The sequence below is a fragment of the Streptomyces sp. NPDC056883 genome, from assembly GCF_042788835.1.
GTDB classification, from domain to species: Bacteria; Actinomycetota; Actinomycetes; order Streptomycetales; family Streptomycetaceae; genus Streptomyces; species Streptomyces stoeckheimensis.
This window is the reverse complement of sequence record NZ_JBHUBS010000011.1, coordinates 266,964-286,312: the sequence shown is the minus strand read 5'-3', so window position 1 is coordinate 286,312 and position 19,349 is coordinate 266,964. Positions and strand designations below refer to the sequence as shown.

At 71.8% G+C, this 19,349-nt stretch carries 15 protein-coding genes and 1 tRNA gene; 14 read left to right on the top strand and 2 right to left on the bottom strand.

Annotated elements, in window-relative coordinates; all coding sequences use genetic code 11:
* Positions 1-22: 22 nt before the first annotated feature.
* Together ACFRU2_RS26270 and ACFRU2_RS26265 are read left to right on the top strand one after the other, a co-directional pair.
* Complete coding sequence (locus ACFRU2_RS26270; protein WP_382976319.1) at positions 23-1,447, top strand: NAD-dependent malic enzyme; 1,425 nt, start codon at positions 23-25, stop codon at positions 1,445-1,447.
* A gap of 331 nt (positions 1,448-1,778) precedes the next feature.
* Entirely contained in the window at positions 1,779-2,060 is a 282-nt protein-coding gene (locus ACFRU2_RS26265; RefSeq protein ID WP_007264399.1) for an HU family DNA-binding protein, read from the top strand.
* A gap of 191 nt (positions 2,061-2,251) precedes the next feature.
* Here ACFRU2_RS26265 and murA read toward each other — a convergent pair whose 3' ends face one another.
* On the bottom strand, positions 2,252-3,595 hold the full coding sequence (gene murA / locus ACFRU2_RS26260) for a UDP-N-acetylglucosamine 1-carboxyvinyltransferase (RefSeq protein WP_382976317.1): 1,344 nt from the start codon (positions 3,593-3,595) through the stop codon (positions 2,252-2,254).
* 273 nt (positions 3,596-3,868) lie between these two features.
* On the opposite strand from murA, the gene ACFRU2_RS26255 reads away from it, so the two are divergent.
* From ACFRU2_RS26255 to ACFRU2_RS26200, 12 genes are all read left to right on the top strand, one after another.
* Positions 3,869-4,429, top strand: coding sequence for a YqgE/AlgH family protein (locus ACFRU2_RS26255; RefSeq protein ID WP_250741088.1), 561 nt, complete (start codon positions 3,869-3,871; stop codon positions 4,427-4,429).
* Between the two features lie 72 nt (positions 4,430-4,501).
* Complete coding sequence (locus ACFRU2_RS26250; protein WP_243337322.1) at positions 4,502-4,789, top strand: DUF3039 domain-containing protein; 288 nt, start codon at positions 4,502-4,504, stop codon at positions 4,787-4,789.
* Between the two features lie 153 nt (positions 4,790-4,942).
* Positions 4,943-6,592: a beta-N-acetylhexosaminidase gene (locus tag ACFRU2_RS26245; RefSeq protein ID WP_382976315.1), complete on the top strand. Its 1,650-nt coding sequence runs from the start codon at positions 4,943-4,945 to the stop codon at positions 6,590-6,592.
* 429 nt (positions 6,593-7,021) lie between these two features.
* Complete coding sequence (locus ACFRU2_RS26240; protein ID WP_382976312.1) at positions 7,022-7,954, top strand: FAD binding domain-containing protein; 933 nt, start codon at positions 7,022-7,024, stop codon at positions 7,952-7,954.
* Positions 7,951-9,954, top strand: coding sequence for a 2Fe-2S iron-sulfur cluster-binding protein (locus ACFRU2_RS26235; RefSeq protein ID WP_382976310.1), 2,004 nt, complete (start codon positions 7,951-7,953; stop codon positions 9,952-9,954). Before ACFRU2_RS26240 ends, ACFRU2_RS26235 begins: the two co-directional genes overlap by 4 nt.
* A gap of 89 nt (positions 9,955-10,043) precedes the next feature.
* Positions 10,044-12,284 (top strand): xanthine dehydrogenase family protein molybdopterin-binding subunit, encoded by a 2,241-nt coding sequence (locus ACFRU2_RS26230; protein ID WP_382976371.1) that lies wholly within the window; start codon positions 10,044-10,046, stop codon positions 12,282-12,284.
* Positions 12,285-12,431: 147 nt separating this feature from the next.
* Positions 12,432-12,932 (top strand): hypothetical protein, encoded by a 501-nt coding sequence (locus tag ACFRU2_RS26225; protein WP_382976308.1) that lies wholly within the window; start codon positions 12,432-12,434, stop codon positions 12,930-12,932.
* Complete coding sequence (locus ACFRU2_RS26220) at positions 12,932-14,407, top strand: WXG100 family type VII secretion target (RefSeq protein ID WP_382976306.1); 1,476 nt, start codon at positions 12,932-12,934, stop codon at positions 14,405-14,407. The genes ACFRU2_RS26225 and ACFRU2_RS26220 overlap by 1 nt, the downstream gene beginning before the upstream one ends.
* 21 nt (positions 14,408-14,428) lie before the next feature.
* Positions 14,429-15,616 (top strand): type VII secretion-associated serine protease mycosin, encoded by a 1,188-nt coding sequence (gene mycP / locus ACFRU2_RS26215; protein ID WP_382976304.1) that lies wholly within the window; start codon positions 14,429-14,431, stop codon positions 15,614-15,616.
* A 43-nt stretch (positions 15,617-15,659) separates the two neighbouring features.
* On the top strand, positions 15,660-16,082 hold the full coding sequence (locus ACFRU2_RS26210; RefSeq protein WP_382976301.1) for a hypothetical protein: 423 nt from the start codon (positions 15,660-15,662) through the stop codon (positions 16,080-16,082).
* 16 nt (positions 16,083-16,098) lie between these two features.
* On the top strand, positions 16,099-18,387 hold the full coding sequence (locus ACFRU2_RS26205; protein ID WP_382976299.1) for a hypothetical protein: 2,289 nt from the start codon (positions 16,099-16,101) through the stop codon (positions 18,385-18,387).
* A gap of 145 nt (positions 18,388-18,532) precedes the next feature.
* On the top strand, positions 18,533-19,045 hold the full coding sequence (locus tag ACFRU2_RS26200; protein WP_382976297.1) for a hypothetical protein: 513 nt from the start codon (positions 18,533-18,535) through the stop codon (positions 19,043-19,045).
* A gap of 54 nt (positions 19,046-19,099) precedes the next feature.
* Here ACFRU2_RS26200 and ACFRU2_RS26195 read toward each other — a convergent pair.
* Positions 19,100-19,174 (bottom strand) — tRNA-Cys (locus ACFRU2_RS26195).
* Positions 19,175-19,349: the final 175 nt, after the last annotated feature.

Sequence of the window (19,349 nt, the reverse complement as noted above, 5' to 3'; positions counted from 1 at the left end):
GGGACAGAAGAGGAACACGGCCATGGCAACGGCGCCCAGCGTCTCGTACTCGATGACGGTCCGCCTGGAAGTGCCCGCGAGCGGAACCGCGGTCTCCCAGCTCACCACCGCCGTGGAGTCCTCCGGTGGCTCGGTCACCGGCCTCGACGTGACCGCATCCGGTCACGAGAAGCTCCGCATCGACGTCACCATCGCGGCGACGTCCACCGCGCACGCCGACGAGATCGTCGAGAAGCTCCGCGGGATCGAGGGCGTCAGCCTCGGCAAGGTCTCCGACCGCACCTTCCTGATGCACCTCGGCGGCAAGATCGAGATGTCGTCCAAGCACCCCATCCGCAACCGTGACGACCTCTCGATGATCTACACCCCGGGCGTGGCCCGCGTGTGCATGGCGATCGCCGAGAACCCCGAGGACGCCCGCCGTCTGACCATCAAGCGCAACACCGTCGCAGTCGTGACGGACGGCTCCGCCGTGCTGGGTCTGGGCAACATCGGCCCGATGGCCGCCATGCCGGTCATGGAGGGCAAGGCGGCCCTCTTCAAGCGCTTCGCCGACATCGACGCCTGGCCGATCTGCCTGGACACCCAGGATTCCGACGAGATCGTGGCCGCCGTCAAGGCCATCGCCCCGGGCTTCGCGGGCATCAACCTCGAGGACATCTCCGCGCCGCGCTGCTTCGAGATCGAAGCCCGGCTGCGGGAGGCCCTCGACATCCCCGTCTTCCACGACGACCAGCACGGCACCGCCATCGTGGTCCTCGCCGCCCTCACCAACGCACTGCGCGTGGTGGGCAAGGCCGTTGGCGACGTCAAGGTGGTCATGTCGGGCGCCGGCGCGGCCGGAACCGCCATCCTCAAGCTGCTCCTCGCCGCGGGCGTGAAGAACGCCGTCAGCGCCGACATCCACGGCGTCGTGCACGCGGACCGCCCCGACCTCGTCGACGCGGCCGCGGACTCCCCGCTGCGCTGGATCGCGGACAACACCAACCCCGAGGGCTACACGGGCACCCTGAAGGAGGCCGTGGTCGGCGCCGACGTCTTCATCGGCGTCTCGGCCCCCAACGTCCTGTCCGGCGAGGACGTGGCCGCCATGGCGGAAGGCGCGATCGTGTTCGCGCTCGCGAACCCGGACCCCGAGGTGGACCCGGCGGTCGCCCGCCAGACCGCCGCCGTCGTGGCCACCGGCCGCTCGGACTTCCCGAACCAGATCAACAACGTGCTGGTCTTCCCGGGCGTCTTCCGCGGCCTGCTGGACGCCCAGTCCCGCACCGTGAACACCGACATGATGCTGGCCGCCGCGAGCGCCCTGGCCGACGTGGTCGGCGAGGACGAGCTGAACGCGAACTACATCATCCCGTCGGTCTTCAACGACAAGGTCGCCGGCGCGGTCGCCGGAGCCGTCCGCAAGGCCGCCTCCACGGCTGTGGCGGCGCCCACCTCCGCCTGATCCCCGGCGCGTCGCGGGATGCGGGCCCCCCGGGCCGCCCATAGGGTTGCGGGGATGCCCGCGTGGCCCGCGGTCCGCGTCCGACGGACGTCATCCGGAGACCCTCCGGACGCCTTCCGGTGCGGACGGAGCGTCACCGCGGCGTGACTGTGGCGCTTTTCGTGTGACCCCGGCGGGTGCCGGATTGGCTTTCCCGCCGGTGGTGGGGGCAGGATGCGTAACCGGGCGAGAGGGTCTGACGTCAGACCCGGGTCCGGGGACTGTCCTAGGGCCCTGGCAGCATCGGCTTCGATCTCACGCCTCTAAGGCACGTTGAACACGGGAGTACAACATGAACCGCAGTGAGCTGGTGGCCGCTCTGTCCGAGCGCGCCGAGGTGACCCGCAAGGACGCCGACGCCGTTCTGGCCGCGCTCGCCGAGACCGTCGGCGAGATTGTCGCCAAGGGCGACGAGAAGGTCACCATCCCCGGCTTCCTGACCTTCGAGCGCACCCACCGTGCCGCTCGCACCGCGCGCAACCCGCAGACCGGCGACCCCATCCAGATCCCGGCCGGCTACAGCGTGAAGGTCTCCGCGGGCTCCAAGCTCAAGGAAGCCGCCAAGGGCAAGTAGTCCGCCCTTGTGCCGAGGGCCGTACAGGCCCCCGGGACGGCAGTAGTACGTAGTACGCGAGAGGCGGCCACCCGGCACCGGGTGGCCGCCTCTCGGCGCTCCCGGGGCCGCGAGTGGCCCCCGGGAGCCAGAACGCCCCCACAGGCCCTGTACGGGGCCTGTGGGGGCGTTCTGAGCCGGTCTGTGTGGATCTAGACGAGATCCCCGCCCGGGAGCTCGACCTTGGCGCCCAGCTCCACGAGCTTCTCCATGAAGTTCTCGTAGCCCCGGTTGATCAGCTCGATGCCGTGCACCCGCGAGGTGCCTTCGGCGGCGAGCGCCGCGATCAGGTACGAGAACCCGCCGCGCAGGTCGGGGATGACCAGGTCGGCGCCCTGGAGCTTGGTGGGCCCCGAGACGACGGCCGAGTGCAGGAAGTTGCGCTGGCCGAAGCGGCAGGCGCTGCCGCCCAGGCACTCCCGGTAGAGCTGGATGTGCGCACCCATCTGGTTGAGCGCGGAGGTGAAGCCCAGGCGGGACTCGTAGACCGTCTCGTGGACGATCGAGAGGCCGGTGGCCTGGGTCAGCGCCACGACCAGCGGCTGCTGCCAGTCGGTCTGGAAGCCCGGGTGGACGTCGGTCTCCAGTGCGATGGCGTTGAGCGGGCCGCCCGGGTGCCAGAAGCGGATGCCGTCGTCGTCGATCTCGAACGCCCCGCCGACCCGGCGGAAGGTGTTCAGGAAGGTCATCATCGAACGCTGCTGCGCGCCGCGCACGTAGATGTTGCCGCCGGTGGCCAGCGCCGCGGACGCCCAGGAGGCGGCCTCCAGCCGGTCCGGGAGCGCCTTGTGGTTGTAGCCGCCGAGGCGGTCGACACCGGTGATCCGGATGGTCCGGTCGGTGTCCATGGAGATGATGGCGCCCATCTTCTGCAGGACGCAGATGAGGTCTTCGATCTCCGGTTCGACGGCGGCGTTGCTGAGCTCGGTGACGCCCTCGGCCAGGACGGCCGTCAGCAGCACCTGCTCGGTCGAGCCGACCGACGGGTAGGGCAGGCGGATCTTGCAGCCGCGGAGGCGCTGGGGGGCCTCCAGGTACTGGCCGCCCTCGCGCTTCTCGATGGTCGCGCCGAACTGGCGGAGCACCTCGAAGTGGAAGTCGATCGGCCGGCCGCCGATGTCGCAGCCGCCGAGGCCGGGGATGAAGGCGTGGCCGAGGCGGTGCAGCAGCGGACCGCAGAACAGGATCGGGATGCGCGAGGAGCCCGCGTGCGCGTCGATGTCGGCGACGTTCGCGCTCTCGACGTGCGAGGGGTCGAGCACCAGCTCGCCCGGTTCGTCACCGGGGCGGACGGTCACCCCGTGCAGCTGGAGCAGCCCGCGCACGACCCGGACGTCCCGGATGTCCGGAACGTTGCGCAGCCGACTGGGCTCACTGCCCAGCAGGGCCGCGACCATCGCCTTGGGTACGAGGTTCTTCGCGCCGCGGACACGGATCTCGCCCTCGAGCGGAGTTCCGCCGTGGACAAGCAGTACATCGTCACTGATGCCGGTCATGAATCTCGCGTTCCGGAGAGGGGTGGGCAGGGGGCCAGTGAAAAGGGTAAGGGGCATGACCCCCCTGTTCGTAAGGCTGACGGGGCCGTAGGACTGTCATGAATTCGGCACAACACCCTGGGTGCCCGCCAGGTGGCGGAGCGTCTCCTTCCGCGTGCGGTCCGGCCGAGGGGCCGTGCGCGCCCCGTACTGCCGCGGTGCGCCCTGAGCTGCGTACGGTCCGGATGTGCCGCCCACTCCCCCTCACGGGCGAATGTGCGAGATCATGGCGCCATGACCGAGGTGTCCTCCCTCACAGGGCGGCTGCTCGTGGCCACCCCCGCCCTCGCGGACCCGAATTTCGACCGCGCGGTGGTGCTGCTGCTCGACCACGACGAGCAGGGCTCGCTCGGCGTGGTCCTCAACCGGCCCACCCCGGTGGGCGTCGGTGACGTCCTGCTGCCCTGGGCTCCGCTGGCCAAGGATCCCGGAGTTGTCTTCCAGGGCGGCCCGGTGGCGCTGGACTCCGCACTGGGGCTGGCCGTCATCCCGGGCGAGGAGGGGCCGCTCGGCTGGCGCCGGGTGCACGGGGCGATCGGTCTGGTGGACCTGGAGGCCCCGCCCGAACTCCTCGCGGCGGCCCTGGGGGGCCTGCGCATCTTCGCCGGGTACTCCGGCTGGGGACCGGGGCAGCTGGAGGAGGAACTGGGCGTGGGCGCCTGGTACGTCGTCGACTCCGAGCCGGGCGACGTCTCCTTCCCGGATCCGCAGCGGCTGTGGCGCGCCGTGCTGCGGCGCCAGCGCAGCGAGCTGGCCATGGTGGCCACGTACGCGGACGACCCGTCGCTGAACTGAGCCCGGGGCCGGGGCGGCCGGTGCGGCCGGTGCGGATCCCTCGCGCGCGAGGGACTCGGTACCCTGGCAGTCATGAGCACTCTTGAGCCCGATCGCGGGACTGGTACGGGGACCCTCGTAGAGCCGACGCCGCAGGTGTCCCACGGCGACGGCGACCACGAGCGCTTCGCCCACTACGTCCAGAAGGACAAGATCATGGAGAGCGCGCTCGGGGGCACCCCCGTCGTCGCGCTCTGCGGCAAGGTCTGGGTTCCGGGCCGGGACCCGAAGAAGTACCCGGTCTGCCCCATGTGCAAGGAGATCTACGAGTCCATGGGCCCCGGCGGGGACAAGGACAAGGGCGGCAAGGACGGGAAGTAGTCCTCCGGCCCTCCTGAAGCAGGACGAAGGCCCCCGGTGCGCACCTGTGCGCCCGGGGGCCTTTGCCGTGCCCCGGGGGCGGGTTAGGGTCGCCGCATCAGCGCCCTGTGAAACGTACGTTGCACCAGGTGCAACGGTGGAGGAGTCGAGGCCATGCCCGAGTTGATCCCGCAGCCCCGGTCCGCGCGATTCCCGGCCGACGGCGGCACGTTCGAGCTCGCCGACCCGCTCCTCGATGCCGGACCCGGCACCGAGGGCGCGGCCCGCTGGCTGCGCCGCGAACTCGGCGCCGCCACCGGCTGGGCGCTGCCGGCCCCGGCCCGAGGGGAGAGCCCCGCCGGACGCCCGGTGATCCGGCTCGCCCTGCGCCCCGGCCTCGCGCGGCAGGCCGGGGCGGAGTCGTACGAACTCCACGCCGAGCCCGGCACGGTCCTCCTGGAGGGCGCCGACGAGGCGGGCCTCTTCTACGCCGCCCAGACGCTGCGTCAGCTGCTCGGGGCCGACGCGTACCGGCGGGCGCCGCTGCCCGGCGCGGTGTGGCGGCTGCCGGCCGGGGACGTCGCCGACGGCCCCCGCTTCGGCTGGCGCGGGCTGATGCTCGACGTGGCCCGGCACTTCCTGCCCAAGGACGCGGTGCTGCGGTACATCGACCTGCTCGCCGCCCACAAGCTCAACGTGCTGCACCTGCACCTGACGGACGACCAGGGCTGGCGGGTCGAGATCAAGCGCTACCCGCGGCTCACCGAGGTCGGCGCGTGGCGGTCCCGCAGTCGGTGGGGTCACCGGGCCTCCCCGCTGTGGAACGAGACCCCGCACGGCGGCTTCTACACCCAGGACGACCTGCGCGAGATCGTCGCGTACGCGGCGGAACGGCACGTGCGGGTGGTGCCGGAGATCGACGTGCCGGGGCACTCCCAGGCCGCGATCGCCGCGTACCCGGAGCTGGGGAACACGGACGTGGTCGACACGGCGGCGCTGGAGGTGTGGGACGACTGGGGCATCAACGAGAACGTGCTCGCGCCCACCGAGGCGGTCCTGCGCTTCTACGAGGGGGTCTTCGAAGAGCTGCTGGAGGTGTTCCCGGCGGAGGTCTCGCCCTTCGTGCACGTGGGCGGGGACGAGTGCCCCAAGACGCAGTGGAAGGCCTCCGGGGTCGCGCAGGCGCGGATCGCGGAGCTGGGGGTCGACGGCGAGGACGGTCTGCAGTCCTGGTTCATCCGGCACTTCGACGGCTGGCTCGCGGAGCGCGGCCGCCGGCTCATCGGGTGGGACGAGATCCTGGAGGGCGGACTGGCCCCCGGAGCGGCCGTGTCCTCCTGGCGCGGCTACGCGGGCGGCATCGCCGCCGCCGAGGCCGGCCACGACGTGGTGATGTGCCCCGAGCAGCAGGTGTACCTGGACCACCGTCAGGCGGACGGCGCGGACGAGCCGATGCCCATCGGGTACGTCCGGACATTGGAGGACGTGTACCGGTTCGAGCCGGTACCGCCGAAGTTGTCCGAAGAGGCCGCCGCCCACGTGCTGGGCGCGCAGGCCAACGTGTGGACCGAGGTGATGGAGGACCAGAGCCGCGTCGACTACCAGGTGTTCCCGCGCCTCGCGGCCTTCGCCGAGGTGGTGTGGTCCCGGCTGCCGCTGCCCGAGGAGCGGGACCACGCGGACTTCGAGGCGCGGATGACGGCGCACTACCGCCGCCTGGACGCCCTCGGGGTCGACTACCGGCCGCCCGGCGGCCCGTTGCCGTGGCAGCGCAGGCCCGGGGTGCTCGGCCGCCCGATCGAGGGAGCGCCCCCGAACGTGTGACGAGCCCCCTGCGGGGTGAGCGCGAGCCCCCCGGGGGACGAGGGCGAGTCTCCCCGAGGGATGAGGGCGAGCCTCCCGGGGGACCGGCCCGACCTCCCTGCGCGGAGGGGGGGCCGAGCGGCGCCGCCGGGACGGGAACGCGGCGCCGCCGGCGCGGGATCGAAGCCGGATCGAGGCCGGAGCGAGACCCGGTCACGGCCCGATCGCGGCCGGATCACGGCGGGATCGCGCGGGAGGTGCGGGGCCCGTGCGGGGGGGCCGTACGTGGGCTCTTGCGGGGGTGGTGCGCCGGTGGTGCGCGGGCGGTGGACCCTCGCGTCCGGTGCTCCGGAAGATGTGCCAGAGTTGCCACGTCCCGGCGGTGAGCACGTACCGTACGGCGGACAGGCGTGAGCGCCGGGACCGGGACATCGGGAAGGGGCAGCTGGGTTGACCACGCACGCACCGCACGCACCGCAGGCACGGGACTCGTCCCAGGGGCCCCGCAGCGACCCGCGGGCGGGGAACGCGGCGCAGTCCGTGACGCTGCCGGCCTCGCTCGACGAGGCCGTGGCGGCGCTCGCGGCCATGCCCGCCGCCGTCCCCGTGGCGGGCGGCACCGACCTCATGGCCGCCGTCAACGCGGGACTCCTGCGCCCCGCCGCCCTCGTGGGCCTCGGCCGGATCAACGAGATCCGCGGCTGGCAGTACCAGGACGGCCACGCGCTCCTCGGCGCCGGCCTCACGCACGCGCGCATGGGCCGGCCGGACTTCGCCGCCCTGATCCCGGCCCTGGCCGCCGCCGCGCGCGCCGCGGGCCCGCCGCAGATCCGCAACGCCGGCACGCTCGGCGGCAACATCGCCACGGCCGCGCCGACGGGTGACGCGCTCCCCGTGCTGGCCGCGCTGGAGGCCGTGCTCGTCATCGTGGGGCCCGGCGGATCGCGGCGCGAGATCCCGGTCTCGCACCTGCTCGCCGGCCGGGAGATGCTCCGCCCCGGAGAACTGATCGGCTTCGTGCGCGTGCCCTTGCTGCACGCGCCGCAGGTGTTCCTCAAGGCCACGGGCCGTACGGGACCGGGGCGCGCGACGGCGTCCGTGGGGCTCGTACTGGACCCCGCGCGCCGGGGTGTGCGCTGCGCGATCGGCGCGGTCGCCCCGATGCCGCTGCGGCCGCTGGAAGCCGAGCAGTGGGTTGCTTCGTTGATCGACTGGGACGGGGACCGCAGTCTGGCCCCCGAGGCGCTCGAAGCCTTCGGCGAGTACGTCGCGGCGGCCTGCGTGCCCGACCAGGGGGAGCCGGTGGCTCCCGCAGTACTGCATTTGCGGCGGACGGTGGCCGTGCTGGCACGGAGGGCCCTGGGGAGGGCACTGAGCTCATGAGTGAGAACGAGAACACGGGTACCGCGGGTCCGACCGGGTCCGCGGGGCCCAACTGGGGCTGGGAGCCGGTGCCGCACGGCGGCGAGTACGACTCCGACGCGACCGCCTTCGTGAAACTGCCGCAGGACATGCTGGACGCGCTCGGCACCGGGGAGCCCCTCGCGGCCCCCGGGCACGGCTACGTGCCGCCCCCGATGATCGTGCCGCTCGGTACGGGGAGTACGGATCCTGCGGCCACGGGCACGTGGACGATCCCGGTGCAGTGGCCGGAGGCGGGCGCGTCGGCTCCGGCGGACGCCGGTGCGGGGGCTTCGGGGGCCGCGGCGCGGGCGCCGATCCCGGCGTCGGTGCCCATTCCGGCTTCGGTGGCCGCGGCGTTCGCGGAACCGGCGGCGGAGCCGGTGGCCGAGCCCGTCGCGGAGTCTTTCGGCGAATCCCTCGCCGAGCCTTTCGCGGAGTCCTTCGCAGAGCCCTTCGCGGAGCCTTTCGCGGGGGACCGGGACGCCGCGCACGAGTCGGGGACGACCGCCGAGTGGCGGTTCCCCGAGGCGGCGGCGAGCGACGTGTGGACCCCGGGAGGCGCCGGCGACACGGGCAGCTTCGGGCAGCTCGCGGCCGCGGCCGACTGGAGCCAGGCCCCCGCGACGCTGCCCGGCGGGGCCGCGGCCCCGTGGGCGACCCATCCGGACTTCGAGGGTGCGCGCGGGTACGTGGCGCAGCAGCCGGGTTCCGACGGTGCGGGTTCCGACGGGCAGGGCTTCGCCGCGCCGGTTTCCGACCCGCTGGGCTCCGGGGTGTTCCCCGGGGCGTTCCCCGGGGTGTCCGCACCGGCCGTCGGATCCTTCGGCTCGACCCCGGGACGCGGGCCGCGCGTGCTGGGCGGCCCGGGGGTCGGCACCCCGCTGGACGGGGAGCCGGGTTACCCGGCCCCGCACGACATCGAAGCCGCCCACGGCCCGGCGCAGGTCCCGGACTCGGGGGAGCGGCAGCATCCGGGGACCGAGGGCGAAGCCCGGGGTGATGTCGAAGCCGGGGCTGCCGGGGACCAGGGCGCGGGCGAAGCCGGGGACCAGGGCGCGCACGAGGAGTGGGCCGGGGCCGGAGCCGGGGCCGTGGAGGCGGAGCAGGGTGACGGCGGAGCCGTGCCGGCCGCCGGCGGAGCGGGGGCCGCGCCCGCTCCGGGTACGGACGACGCCGACCCGGCTGTCGAGACGGCTCCGGCGGGGACGGCCGAAGGGGTCCCGGGCGAGGGGGCGACGTACGAGGAAGAGATCGCCGACGGAGCGGACGCCGCGGCCGTCGACCACCACGAGCACCCGTCGGCCTCCTACGTCCTGCGCGTCAACGGGGCCGACCGCCCCGTCACCGGCGCGTGGATCGGCGAATCCCTCCTCTACGTGCTGCGCGAGCGCCTCGGCCTCGCCGGCGCCAAGGACGGCTGCTCGCAGGGCGAATGCGGCGCCTGCGCCGTGCAGGTCGACGGCCGGCTCGTCGCCTCCTGCCTCGTCCCGGCGGCCACCGCGGCGGGCAGCGAGGTCCGCACCGTGGAAGGTCTCGCGACCGACGGGGAACTGTCGGACGTGCAAGAGGCGTTGTGCAGGTCGGGTGCGGTGCAGTGCGGATTCTGCGTGCCGGGCATGGCCATGACCATCCACGATCTGCTGGAAGGCAACCACGCCCCCAGCGAGCTGGAGACCCGCCAGGCGCTGTGCGGCAACCTCTGCCGCTGCTCCGGGTACTCGGGCGTCATCGAGGCGGTGCGCGAGGTCGTGGCCGAGCGCGGTTCGGCGGCGGAAGCGGCCGCCGCGGCCTCGGCCGAGGCCCGGATCCCGCACCAGGCCCCGCCGGGCGAGGGCGGCGTCCACGGGATGCAGGGCAATCAGGGGAACCAGGGGAACCACGGGATGCAGGGGAACCAAGGGATCCAGGGCGACCAGGGCGACCAGGGCAACCAGGGCAACCAGGGGCACCAGGGCAACCACGAGGGAGGCACGGCGTGAGCGCCCACGACGCGGCGACGGTCCCGGTAACGGTCGCCTCACCGGTCTCCGAGGGCGCGGAGCCGTCGGAGTCGGCGGTCCCGCGCGGCATCGGCGCGTCCGTCCCGGCGGCCGACACCCGCGCCAAGACCGAGGGCACCTTCCCCTACGCCGCCGATCTGTGGGCCGAGGGCCTCCTCTGGGCCGCCGTGCTGCGCTCCCCGCACGCCCACGCCCGCATCCTGTCCATCGACACCTCCGCCGCCACCGAAATGCCCGGCGTGCGGGCCGTCGTCACGCACGCCGACGTCCCCGGCGCCACCACGCACGGCCGCCGCATCGCCGACCGGCCCGTCTTCGCGCACGACGTGGTCCGCCACCACGGCGAGCCCATCGCCGCCGTCGCCGCCGACCACCCGGACACCGCACGCCTCGCGGCCGCCGCGATCGCCGTCGAGTACGAGCTCCTCGACCCGGTCACCGACCCCGAACAGGCCTTCGGCGCCCCCGACCTGCACCCCGACGGCAACCTGATCCGGCACATCCCGCTGCGCTACGGCGACCCCGAAGCCACCGGCGACGTCGTCGTCGAGGGCCTCTACCGCATCGGCCGCCAGGACCCCGCCCCCATCGGCGCCGAGGCCGGGCTGGCCGTGCCGCGCCCCGACGGAGGCGTGGAGATCTACACCGCCTCCACCGACCCGCACACCGACCGCGACCTGGCCGCCGCCTGCTTCGGGCTGGAACCGGACCGCGTACGGGTCGTGGTCACCGGGGTCCCGGGCGCGACGGCCGACCGCGAGGACGCCGCGTTCCAGCTCCCGCTCGGCCTGCTCGCCCTGCGCACCGGCTGCCCGGTGAAGCTGGCCGCCACCCGCGAGGAGTCCTTCCTCGGCCACCCCCACCGCCACCCGACGCTGCTGCGCTACCGCCACCACGCGGACGCGGACGGCCGGCTGGTCAAGGTCGAGGCCCAGATCCTGATGGACGCGGGCGCCTACGCCGACGCCTCCTCGGAGTCCCTGGCCGCGGCGGTGGCCTTCGCCTGCGGCCCGTACGTGGTCCCGCACGCCTTCGTCGAAGGCTGGGCGGTCCGTACGAACAACCCCCCGTCGGGCCACGTGCGCGGCGAGGGAGCCATGCAGGTCTGCGCGGCCTACGAGGGCCAGATGGACAAGCTGGCGGCCGCCCTCGGCATCGACGGCGCGGAGCTTCGCCTGCGCAACGTCCTGGCCACCGGCGACCTGCTCCCGACGGGCCAGACGGTCACCTGCCCCGCCCCCGTGGCGGAACTCCTGCGCGCGGTCCGCGACCACGAGCTGCCCGCCCTCCCGAAGGACACCCCGGAGGAGGACTGGTTGCTCCCGGGCGGCCTGGAGGGCGCGGGGGAGCCGGGCGCGGTACGGCGCGGAGTCGGGTACGGGGTCGGCATGGTCCACATGCTCGGCGCCGAGGGCACCGACGAGGTGTCCACGGCCACGGTCAAGATCGTCGGCGGCGCGGCGACGGTCATCTGTGCCGCCGTCGACACCGGCCAGGGCTTCTCCACGCTCGCCCGCCAGGTCGTCCAGGAGACCCTGGGCGTCGACGAGGTCGTCACGGCCCCCGTCGACACCGACCAGCCGCCGGCGGGCCCCTCCGCCCACGGCCGCCACACCTGGGTCTCGGGCGGCGCGGTGGAACGCGCCGCGAAGATGGTCCGTACGCAGCTCCTCCAGCCGATGGCCCACAAGCTCGGCATGTCCACCGAACTCCTCCAGATCGCGGATGGCCGGATCACGTCGTACGACGGCGCCTTCTCCACGACGGTCGCGGAGGCGATGGAGGGCAAGGAACTCTGGGCCACGGCCCAGTGCCGCCCGCACCCCACGGAGCCGCTGGACGGCGACGGCCAGGGCGACGCCTTCGTGGGCCTCGCCTTCTGCGCGATCCGCGCGGTGGTCGACGTGGACATCGAGCTCGGCTCGGTGCGCGTCGTCGAACTCGCCGTCGCCCAGGACGTGGGCCGCATCCTCAACCCCCGCCAGCTGGAAGCCCGTATCGAAGCGGGCGTCATCCAGGGTGTGGGCGCGGCCCTGACGGAAAACCTCCGTACGGCCGCGGGCCTGATCCGCCACCCCGACCTGACGGGCTACGCCCTGCCCACCTCCCTGGACGCCCCGACGGTCCGCATCGTCAAACTCGTCGAAGAACGCGACGTGGTGGCCCCCTTCGGCGCGAAGCCGGCGAGCGCGGTCCCGGTGGTCACGGCCCCGGCAGCGGTGGCCTCGGCGGTCCGCGCGGCCACGGGCCGCCCGGTCAACAGGCTCCCTATCCGGCCATCTGCGGCAGTGGCGGCGCCCAACTCGTAACCTTGTGACCCTGATTGCACCTGCAACCCGGAACTTGGGCCTGTCGGCCTCTGTCGATAGAGTGTTTGTGGACACTGGCGACATGCGTGTGCGAATGCCGCGCGACGCGGGTGCGAACGGGGACGACGGGGAGTCGGGGAGGCCATCGTGGCAGTGGACTATGGGCCGGGCGTGTTCGGGCTGGATTACGGCGTGGGCGTGGCCTCGCCGGCGGCTCTGGGCGCGCTCCAGGTCGAATACGAATCGCTGACCGACTACAAGAAGCGGGTCGACGGCCTGCTGGAAAAGCTGGACGGCTCCCCGGCGAGCAACAAGAAGCTGGCGGACGGCACCCTCCCGGAAACCTCCCTCGGCGAGGGCTTCGCGGAGGCCAAGCGGCTGTTCACGGCTTACTCGAACGTGCACGCGCAGTTGCTTGCGCTGTCGAAGGGGCTGGCGGACCAGATCGAGGGGCTCAGCATCGCGATCCAGACGAGCGGCCGTGGTTTCGAGGGCGTCGACGAGGACACGAAGCGGCGGATGCTCGCGATCAGCAAGCAGGCCGACGCGAACTACGTCCCGGAACGGGACCCGTTGGCGCCTCCGCCCCCGCACAGTTCGGCTTCGCAGGGAAGTTCGTCGGCAGGAACTCAGGGAGAGGGCTTCTGATGGCGACGAACTTCGAGAGCCACACGCACCAGCAGCTGCTGGCCATGCTCGCCTCGGCGAACGCGGAGACCCTCAAGGCACGCGGTGCCCAGCTGACGGACGCCGCGGCGACCATCAAGGAGATCGGCGAAAGCCTCAAGGACCACCGGGTGACCGGCTGGGAAGGCGAATCGGCGACGGCCTTCCAGGACTGGGTCAGCCGCACGGGCAACGCGACGCTGCGCCTGAGCGAGTACAGCGCCGAGGGCGGCAAGCAGCTGACGCAGGCCAGCCAGGTCGTCATCGAGGTCAAGGCCAACATGCCGACCTACGACGCGGCCGCAGCCGCCAACCTCGAAGCATCCCGCGAGTACCGCAACGACCCGGACGCGCAGCAGATCGGCCAGCAGGCCCACTCGAAGCTGAGCGGCGACCGGCAGCTGGCGATCCAGCAGATGACGAAGCTGGCGCAGGGGTATGAGGCTTCGGCTACTGGGATGGAGATGGCGGAGGTTCCGACGTTTCCACCGCCTCCGGCGACGTTTGTTCCCAAGGACGTCTCCACAGACATGGACCGAGCCCGCTCTGGAGATGGTGCGGCAGGCGCCCCTGGCGGGGGCGGGTCGTCGTATGCGCCGCCCGTGGCTTCGAGTCCAAGCGGTTCGTCGCGCGACTACGGTTCTACAGCTGGGCCGGGTGGAAACGAGCCCACCGTGCCGATTGGGACGCCCGGCCCCGCTCCTGTGCCGCCGGACCGCAACGTTGGCACTGGTCTCGACACGGTGGGACCTGCGCCGAGTACAGCCCTCCCCCCGGCCCCGGGAGTACCCGGAAGCCCGGGTCCGGTCGGGCCGGGCGGGGGCGGTCCTGTCACGCCGGGCGGGTTCGTCCCGCCTTTGACGCTGCCGCCGGGTGTTGGAGTGCAGAAGCCGATCGGCGGTGTCGGCCCTGGTGGCTTCGGTCCCGGCGGCACCATTCCTGGACCCGGCGGGGTTGGCGGGAAGGGGGCCGGACTAGGCGGTGTTGCCGGTCTGCCCCCGCGCGATAGCGGGATCTCGGGCGGTCGTCCGGTCACGCCGGGCGGACCGGGCACGAGCATCCCCCGTGGCACGGTCATCGGTGCTGAGGGCGCCCAGGCTGGCGGTCGCGGCATGGGCGGCGGAATGGGTATGGGCGGTGGGGGAGTGCACGGCGGTCTCGGTAACCCCATGGCCGGCCGACGTCTTGCCACCGAACCGGGTGGCCTCTTCGGCGGGGGGCAGTCGGGTGGTCGCTCCATCGCTGGTGGACAGCCTTTCACCCAGGGCGGTTCCGGACTGGTTCGAGGTGGATCGGGAGCTGGTCCGGCAGGCAGTCCTATGGGCCACGGCGGTGCTGGTGCGCATGCGCCGGGCCGACGGGGTGAGGGTCGTCAGGGCGAGCGTCCTGACTACCTTGCCGAGGATGAAGAGACGTGGCAGGGCGATGATCGTGTCGTTCCGCCGGTGATCGACTGAGTGGAGCGGACGTTGCACGGGATGCGTATGCGTAAGGCGACTGCGGCCTTGGCCGGTCTTCTATTGGCTGGGGTTGCTGCGACCCCAGCTCATGCCGACACCATCCGGTCCCAGCAATGGCACCTCACGTCTATGAAGGCCGAAGACATCTGGAAGGCCAGCACGGGCAAGGGTGTCACGGTTGCTCTCATCGATACTGGTGTGGGTCGGCTTTCAGAGTTGGAAGGGCAGGTTCTCCCTGGAAAGGACTACGCCACCACGTATGACGGAGACGAGCGGACTGACTCAGACCGCCATGGAACGACGATGGCGGCACTCATCGCTGGCACTGGTCAACACCCCAGCGGTGATGGAGCCTTCGGCCTGGCTCCGGGAGCCAAGATTCTTCCAATCCGTGTGCCCCAGGGTGTGAGCGCGTCCGATCCTCTTTGGACCGAGGCAATTAGATACGCCGCAGATTCGGATGCGAAGGTCATCAATATTTCGATGGCTACATCAGTTGAAGATCCGGCACGGCTTGATGCAGTGAAGTACGCCTTGTCCAAAGGAAAGTTGATCTTCGCTGGCGTAGGAAATGGTGGCGATGCGGCCAACCAGGTCATGTACCCGGCGGCTACACCTGGAGTGGTTGGTGTCGGAGCGGTCGACCGTCAGGGCAAGGTGACTGCAGAGTCACAGCACGGTTCTCAAGTGGATCTGTCCGCACCCGGGATGGACATCGTTACAGGCTGTGCTGGTAAGACCGGGCTGTGCACCAGCCACGGCACGAGTGACGCCACCGCCCTCGTCTCTGCCTCGGCGGCGTTGATCTGGTCCGCGCACCCCGACTGGACCAACAACCAGGTGCTCCGGGTTCTCATGAACACCGCCGGCAAGCCCACCGACGGCGCCGCGCGCAGTGACTTCGTCGGGTACGGCATCGTTCGCCCGCGCATCGCGGTGGCAACCCCCGGCGACCCCGGCCCCGCGGACGTCTACCCGCTCCCCGACCTCGCCGCAGCCGGCGGAGGGGCAGGGACGAAGGCTCCCTCGGCCCCCTCCTCGTCCAGCCCTGGGGCTGCCGACCCCGCTCCTCAGGCCGACGCGAAGAAGGACGACGGCGTCGGTGGCAGCAATCTCCCCTACGTCGGGCTCGCACTCGGCCTCGGTGCTGCCCTGCTCATCGGTGGAGCCGTCACCGCCGTGGTCGTCCGGCGTCGCAGCCGCTGACCCGCACACCGCGACCGTCAGAGTCGGAAGGGAAGGCCGCGCCATGTCGTTCGACGAGGAATGGTCCACGGCCCGGAGCGCCGCCGCCAGCGTCTCCACACGGCTCAACAGCGTGCCGGCCGCGCCCGGCCCCGGCGGCGGCAGCGCCGATCTGGAGCTGAACCAGGACCACATCGGCGAGGTCGGCTCCGAGGCCTACACGCTCCACAGTCGGCTTTCCACCGACGGCAAGCACGCCGCCGCCTCCACCGCCGAGGCGGCCGGCGCGCTCACGCGCGAGGGCTTCGCGAGCGGCGCGGCCCTGCTCAGGGTCAACACCCGCTGGGAGAGCCAGCTCAAGACCCTGGTCGCCGCCTGCGCGAACATCTCCAACGGCCTGAACTACTCCCTCTCCTCGCACGGCAAGGAAGAGCAACAGCTGCACGCCGATTTCACGGCCTCCAAGATCGACGAGCTCCTCAAGTGACGAAGGTGTCGGGCACGTGCTGACGTACGAGAACGTGATGGACGCGCCCCTGGGCCCGCTCCAGACCGCGATCACCGACTGGGCCGAGATGGTCAGGAAGTTGGACGAGCTGGCGGAGTCGGCTCGTAGCGGGATGAAGGCCGCGTCGGACAAGGCCCAGTGGAGCGGCGTCACCGCGGGCGTTGCCCGCTCCCTCGTCGACAAGACGGCCAAGGAGTTCGACGACGCGGCCCGGGAGGCCAAGGGCATCCATCTCCTGCTCACCGACGGGCACGCCACCCTCAAGGCGGTCCGGGAGCAGATCAACAAGCTGGTCGCGGACGCCCCGGCTGCCGGGTTCCGCATAGACGACACCGGGCGGGTGTCGGCCATACCGCTTGCCGACCCGCAGGATCGTTACGCCGCCCAGCACGACCCGGACTATCAGGAGGCCCTCCGCAGGAACCGGGGCCTGTGGCAGGACCGGGTCAACCGGGCCGTGGAGGACGCCCAGGACGCGGACGACTCCCTCGTGCGCGCGCTGCAGGCCAATGTCACGGACGACAACAACTTCACCGCGCCGAAGTACGAAACCCTCGATGCCGAACAAGTCGACCGGGCTGCCGACCTGATGAAGAAGGTCACCGGCGACGGGGGCACGGCCCGTAACCCCGAGGCGCTGCGCGAGCTGGAGGATCTGCTCGACGACAACCGCGAGGACCCGGAGTTCGCGACGGGCTTCTACCGGAAGGTCGGGCCCGAGGGCACGCTGGAGACGTACGCCAGGATGTCCCTGGACGCCACGGGCCTCGGCCCGGCCGGTGCGGACCGTGCGCTCATGGTCGCGAGCATCCAGAGCGACATGGGCGCGATGCTCGGCCTGGCGACCCACAAGGACGTCCCGAACCACCTCGACGCCGCGTGGACGACCCAGCTGATGAAGGCCGGCCGCAAGGAAATGCAGGTCACCGGCGGTGTGACGACGATCTACGGCTATCAGGCGCTCGGTGCGCTGATCCGCGTCGGCGCGTATGACAAGGAGTTCCTGACCTCGGTCGGCCGCGACATGGTCGCGATGGACCGCAAGGATCCGAAGGCCTGGGAGCAGCACACCCCGTACGGCCTGGACTCGGTCCTCAACCAGGGCGAGGGCGGCGGCCGGGGCTTCTACCCGCTGACGGGTCTGATGGAGGCGCTGGGCAACAACCCGGACGCGGCGACCGCCTTCTTCAACGAGCCGGTCCGCGAGGACTCGAACGGCGACGGCATCGTCACCAAGGACGACAAGCCGGTCGGCGGTCAGCACGGCAAGGACCAGGGCATGGTCGACTACATGCTCGACAAGAAGCCGTACGCGGACGGCTTCGACATGGCGAGGGCCGGTGACCCCCACGCGGCGCAGGAGGCGCTCGGCGGCGCCCTGGAAGCGGCGGTGTCGGGCCGCGCGGCGGGCGACGAGGACGCGAAGCCCGTACCGCACACCGCGGGGATGGTGGACGTAATGGAGCGCGTCGTCGCGAAGATCAGTGATGACCCGGATCTGGTCGCGAAGCCTCCGGGCGGCACGAGCGGTGCTCCGCTGGAGGGTTTGGCCGGCAGCTTCGGGCAGATGGCTGCGGAATACGTCCCCGACCTGCAGGCATCCGCTGAGAATGGCGGTGGCCAGATCAAGGTCTCCGGAACGATGGCCGAGTTGAACAAGTCCGACACGGCGCGCTTTCTGGGCGCGGTCGGCCAGGATCCGGAAGCGTACGGGGCGATCATCAACGCCAATCAGGCCTTCACCGGGGTCCTCGTCAGCGACCTCATCGTGCACCGGGGCGAGAACGGCCTCGTGGACGCGGCGATCGGCAACGCCGTTCACCCGGGTGGGGAGATCGCGGGGATGCTCACCGAGGCCAGGGCCCGGAACATGCATTCCGAAGCGGCACACAAGGCGGAGGAGTACGTCCAGGGAGTCGAGGACAACGCCAAGTGGATCAACCGGGGCATCACTGCGGCGGGTGCCAAGTACATCGAACTGGTCCCCCTGGCCGGTGACGTGGTCGAGTGGGTGCAGGAGGACGTCACCGCCCACTTCGTCGACAAGGCCAAGGAGGACGCGGAGAAGTTGACGGGTGACACGGAGAAGGACGTGTCCAGAATGTACGCCGACGCTCAGACGAGGGCGAGTGAGGCCGCGAGGAGTGCGGTGATCAATGCGGCATCCGGTACGGGCATGCCGCAGACGGACATCGGCGTACTGGCCGGAGCCGCATCCCGGGAGACCACCAACGGTCACTCGGCCGGCCGTAGCCAGGTGGCGTCGGCGGCCGGGACATCGTGAACGATGCGACAGCCGGCGGTGCCGGTTCGAAGAAGGGCGAGAAGTGATGTCGGCGAGGATGCGAACGGCACGGATGTGCGTGCTCGTGGCGAGCGCAGTCCTGATCGCGGGGTGTGGTGGGGAAACCGAGGCGAAGAAGCCTTCGGTGAAGGCCCCCAGCGTGGCGACGGAATCGGCTTGCTCCGGGATGCTCGACGCGGCGGCCGGAGAGGCGTTGGTCCGGGTGCTCCAGTCCGATCACCTGGTCTTCGACGATGCCCAGGCAGTCGGTGCCGCCGCCATGGTGAAGGCCGTGGAGAATCTGGGGCCCGTACCGGTCTGTCTGGCGACGGGCCAGGTCGGAACGGGCAGCCGCGTCGCGGAGATCCGGCTGCGGCCGGGGCCCGGCGGCGAGCGGGGCAAGGGCGTCCGGGTGACGAGCAGGGACAACGCGCGAGCGATCTCCTTCGACTGCGAGAGCCCCCGAGTCGGGGCCGTCGGCACCCTGAGGGTCACCACCACCTTCGAGGACCAGTGGGAACGCGGATCCAGGAACCCCGAGCTCGGTGCCGACTACCTCCTCATCGCGCACTCGGCTTCCCGCGCCCTGGCCAAGGAACTGGGCTGCCGGTCCGGCGGCGGGCTGCCCGAGCAGGTCACGGCACTGCCCGCGGGCTGATCCGGGCACGACAGGACGAAGGCCGCTCAGGAACATCCTGAGCGGCCTTCGTCATGGAAGCCGTGACCGGAATCGAACCGGCGTAACTCGCTTTGCAGGCGAGTCCCTCAACCACTCGGGCACACGGCTGGGTGGTGGTGATGTGTATGACCGTACGAGGGCGCGGGAGGGTGGGGAAGGGATACGCGGGGCGTGCAATGTGACTGCCATGCCGCGTTCACAGAGGGGGCGGGGAGCGGGTGGGGAGCGGGTGGGCGGGACCTTTGGCCTAGGGCTGGGGGAGGGGGCGGGATCGGTCGGAATG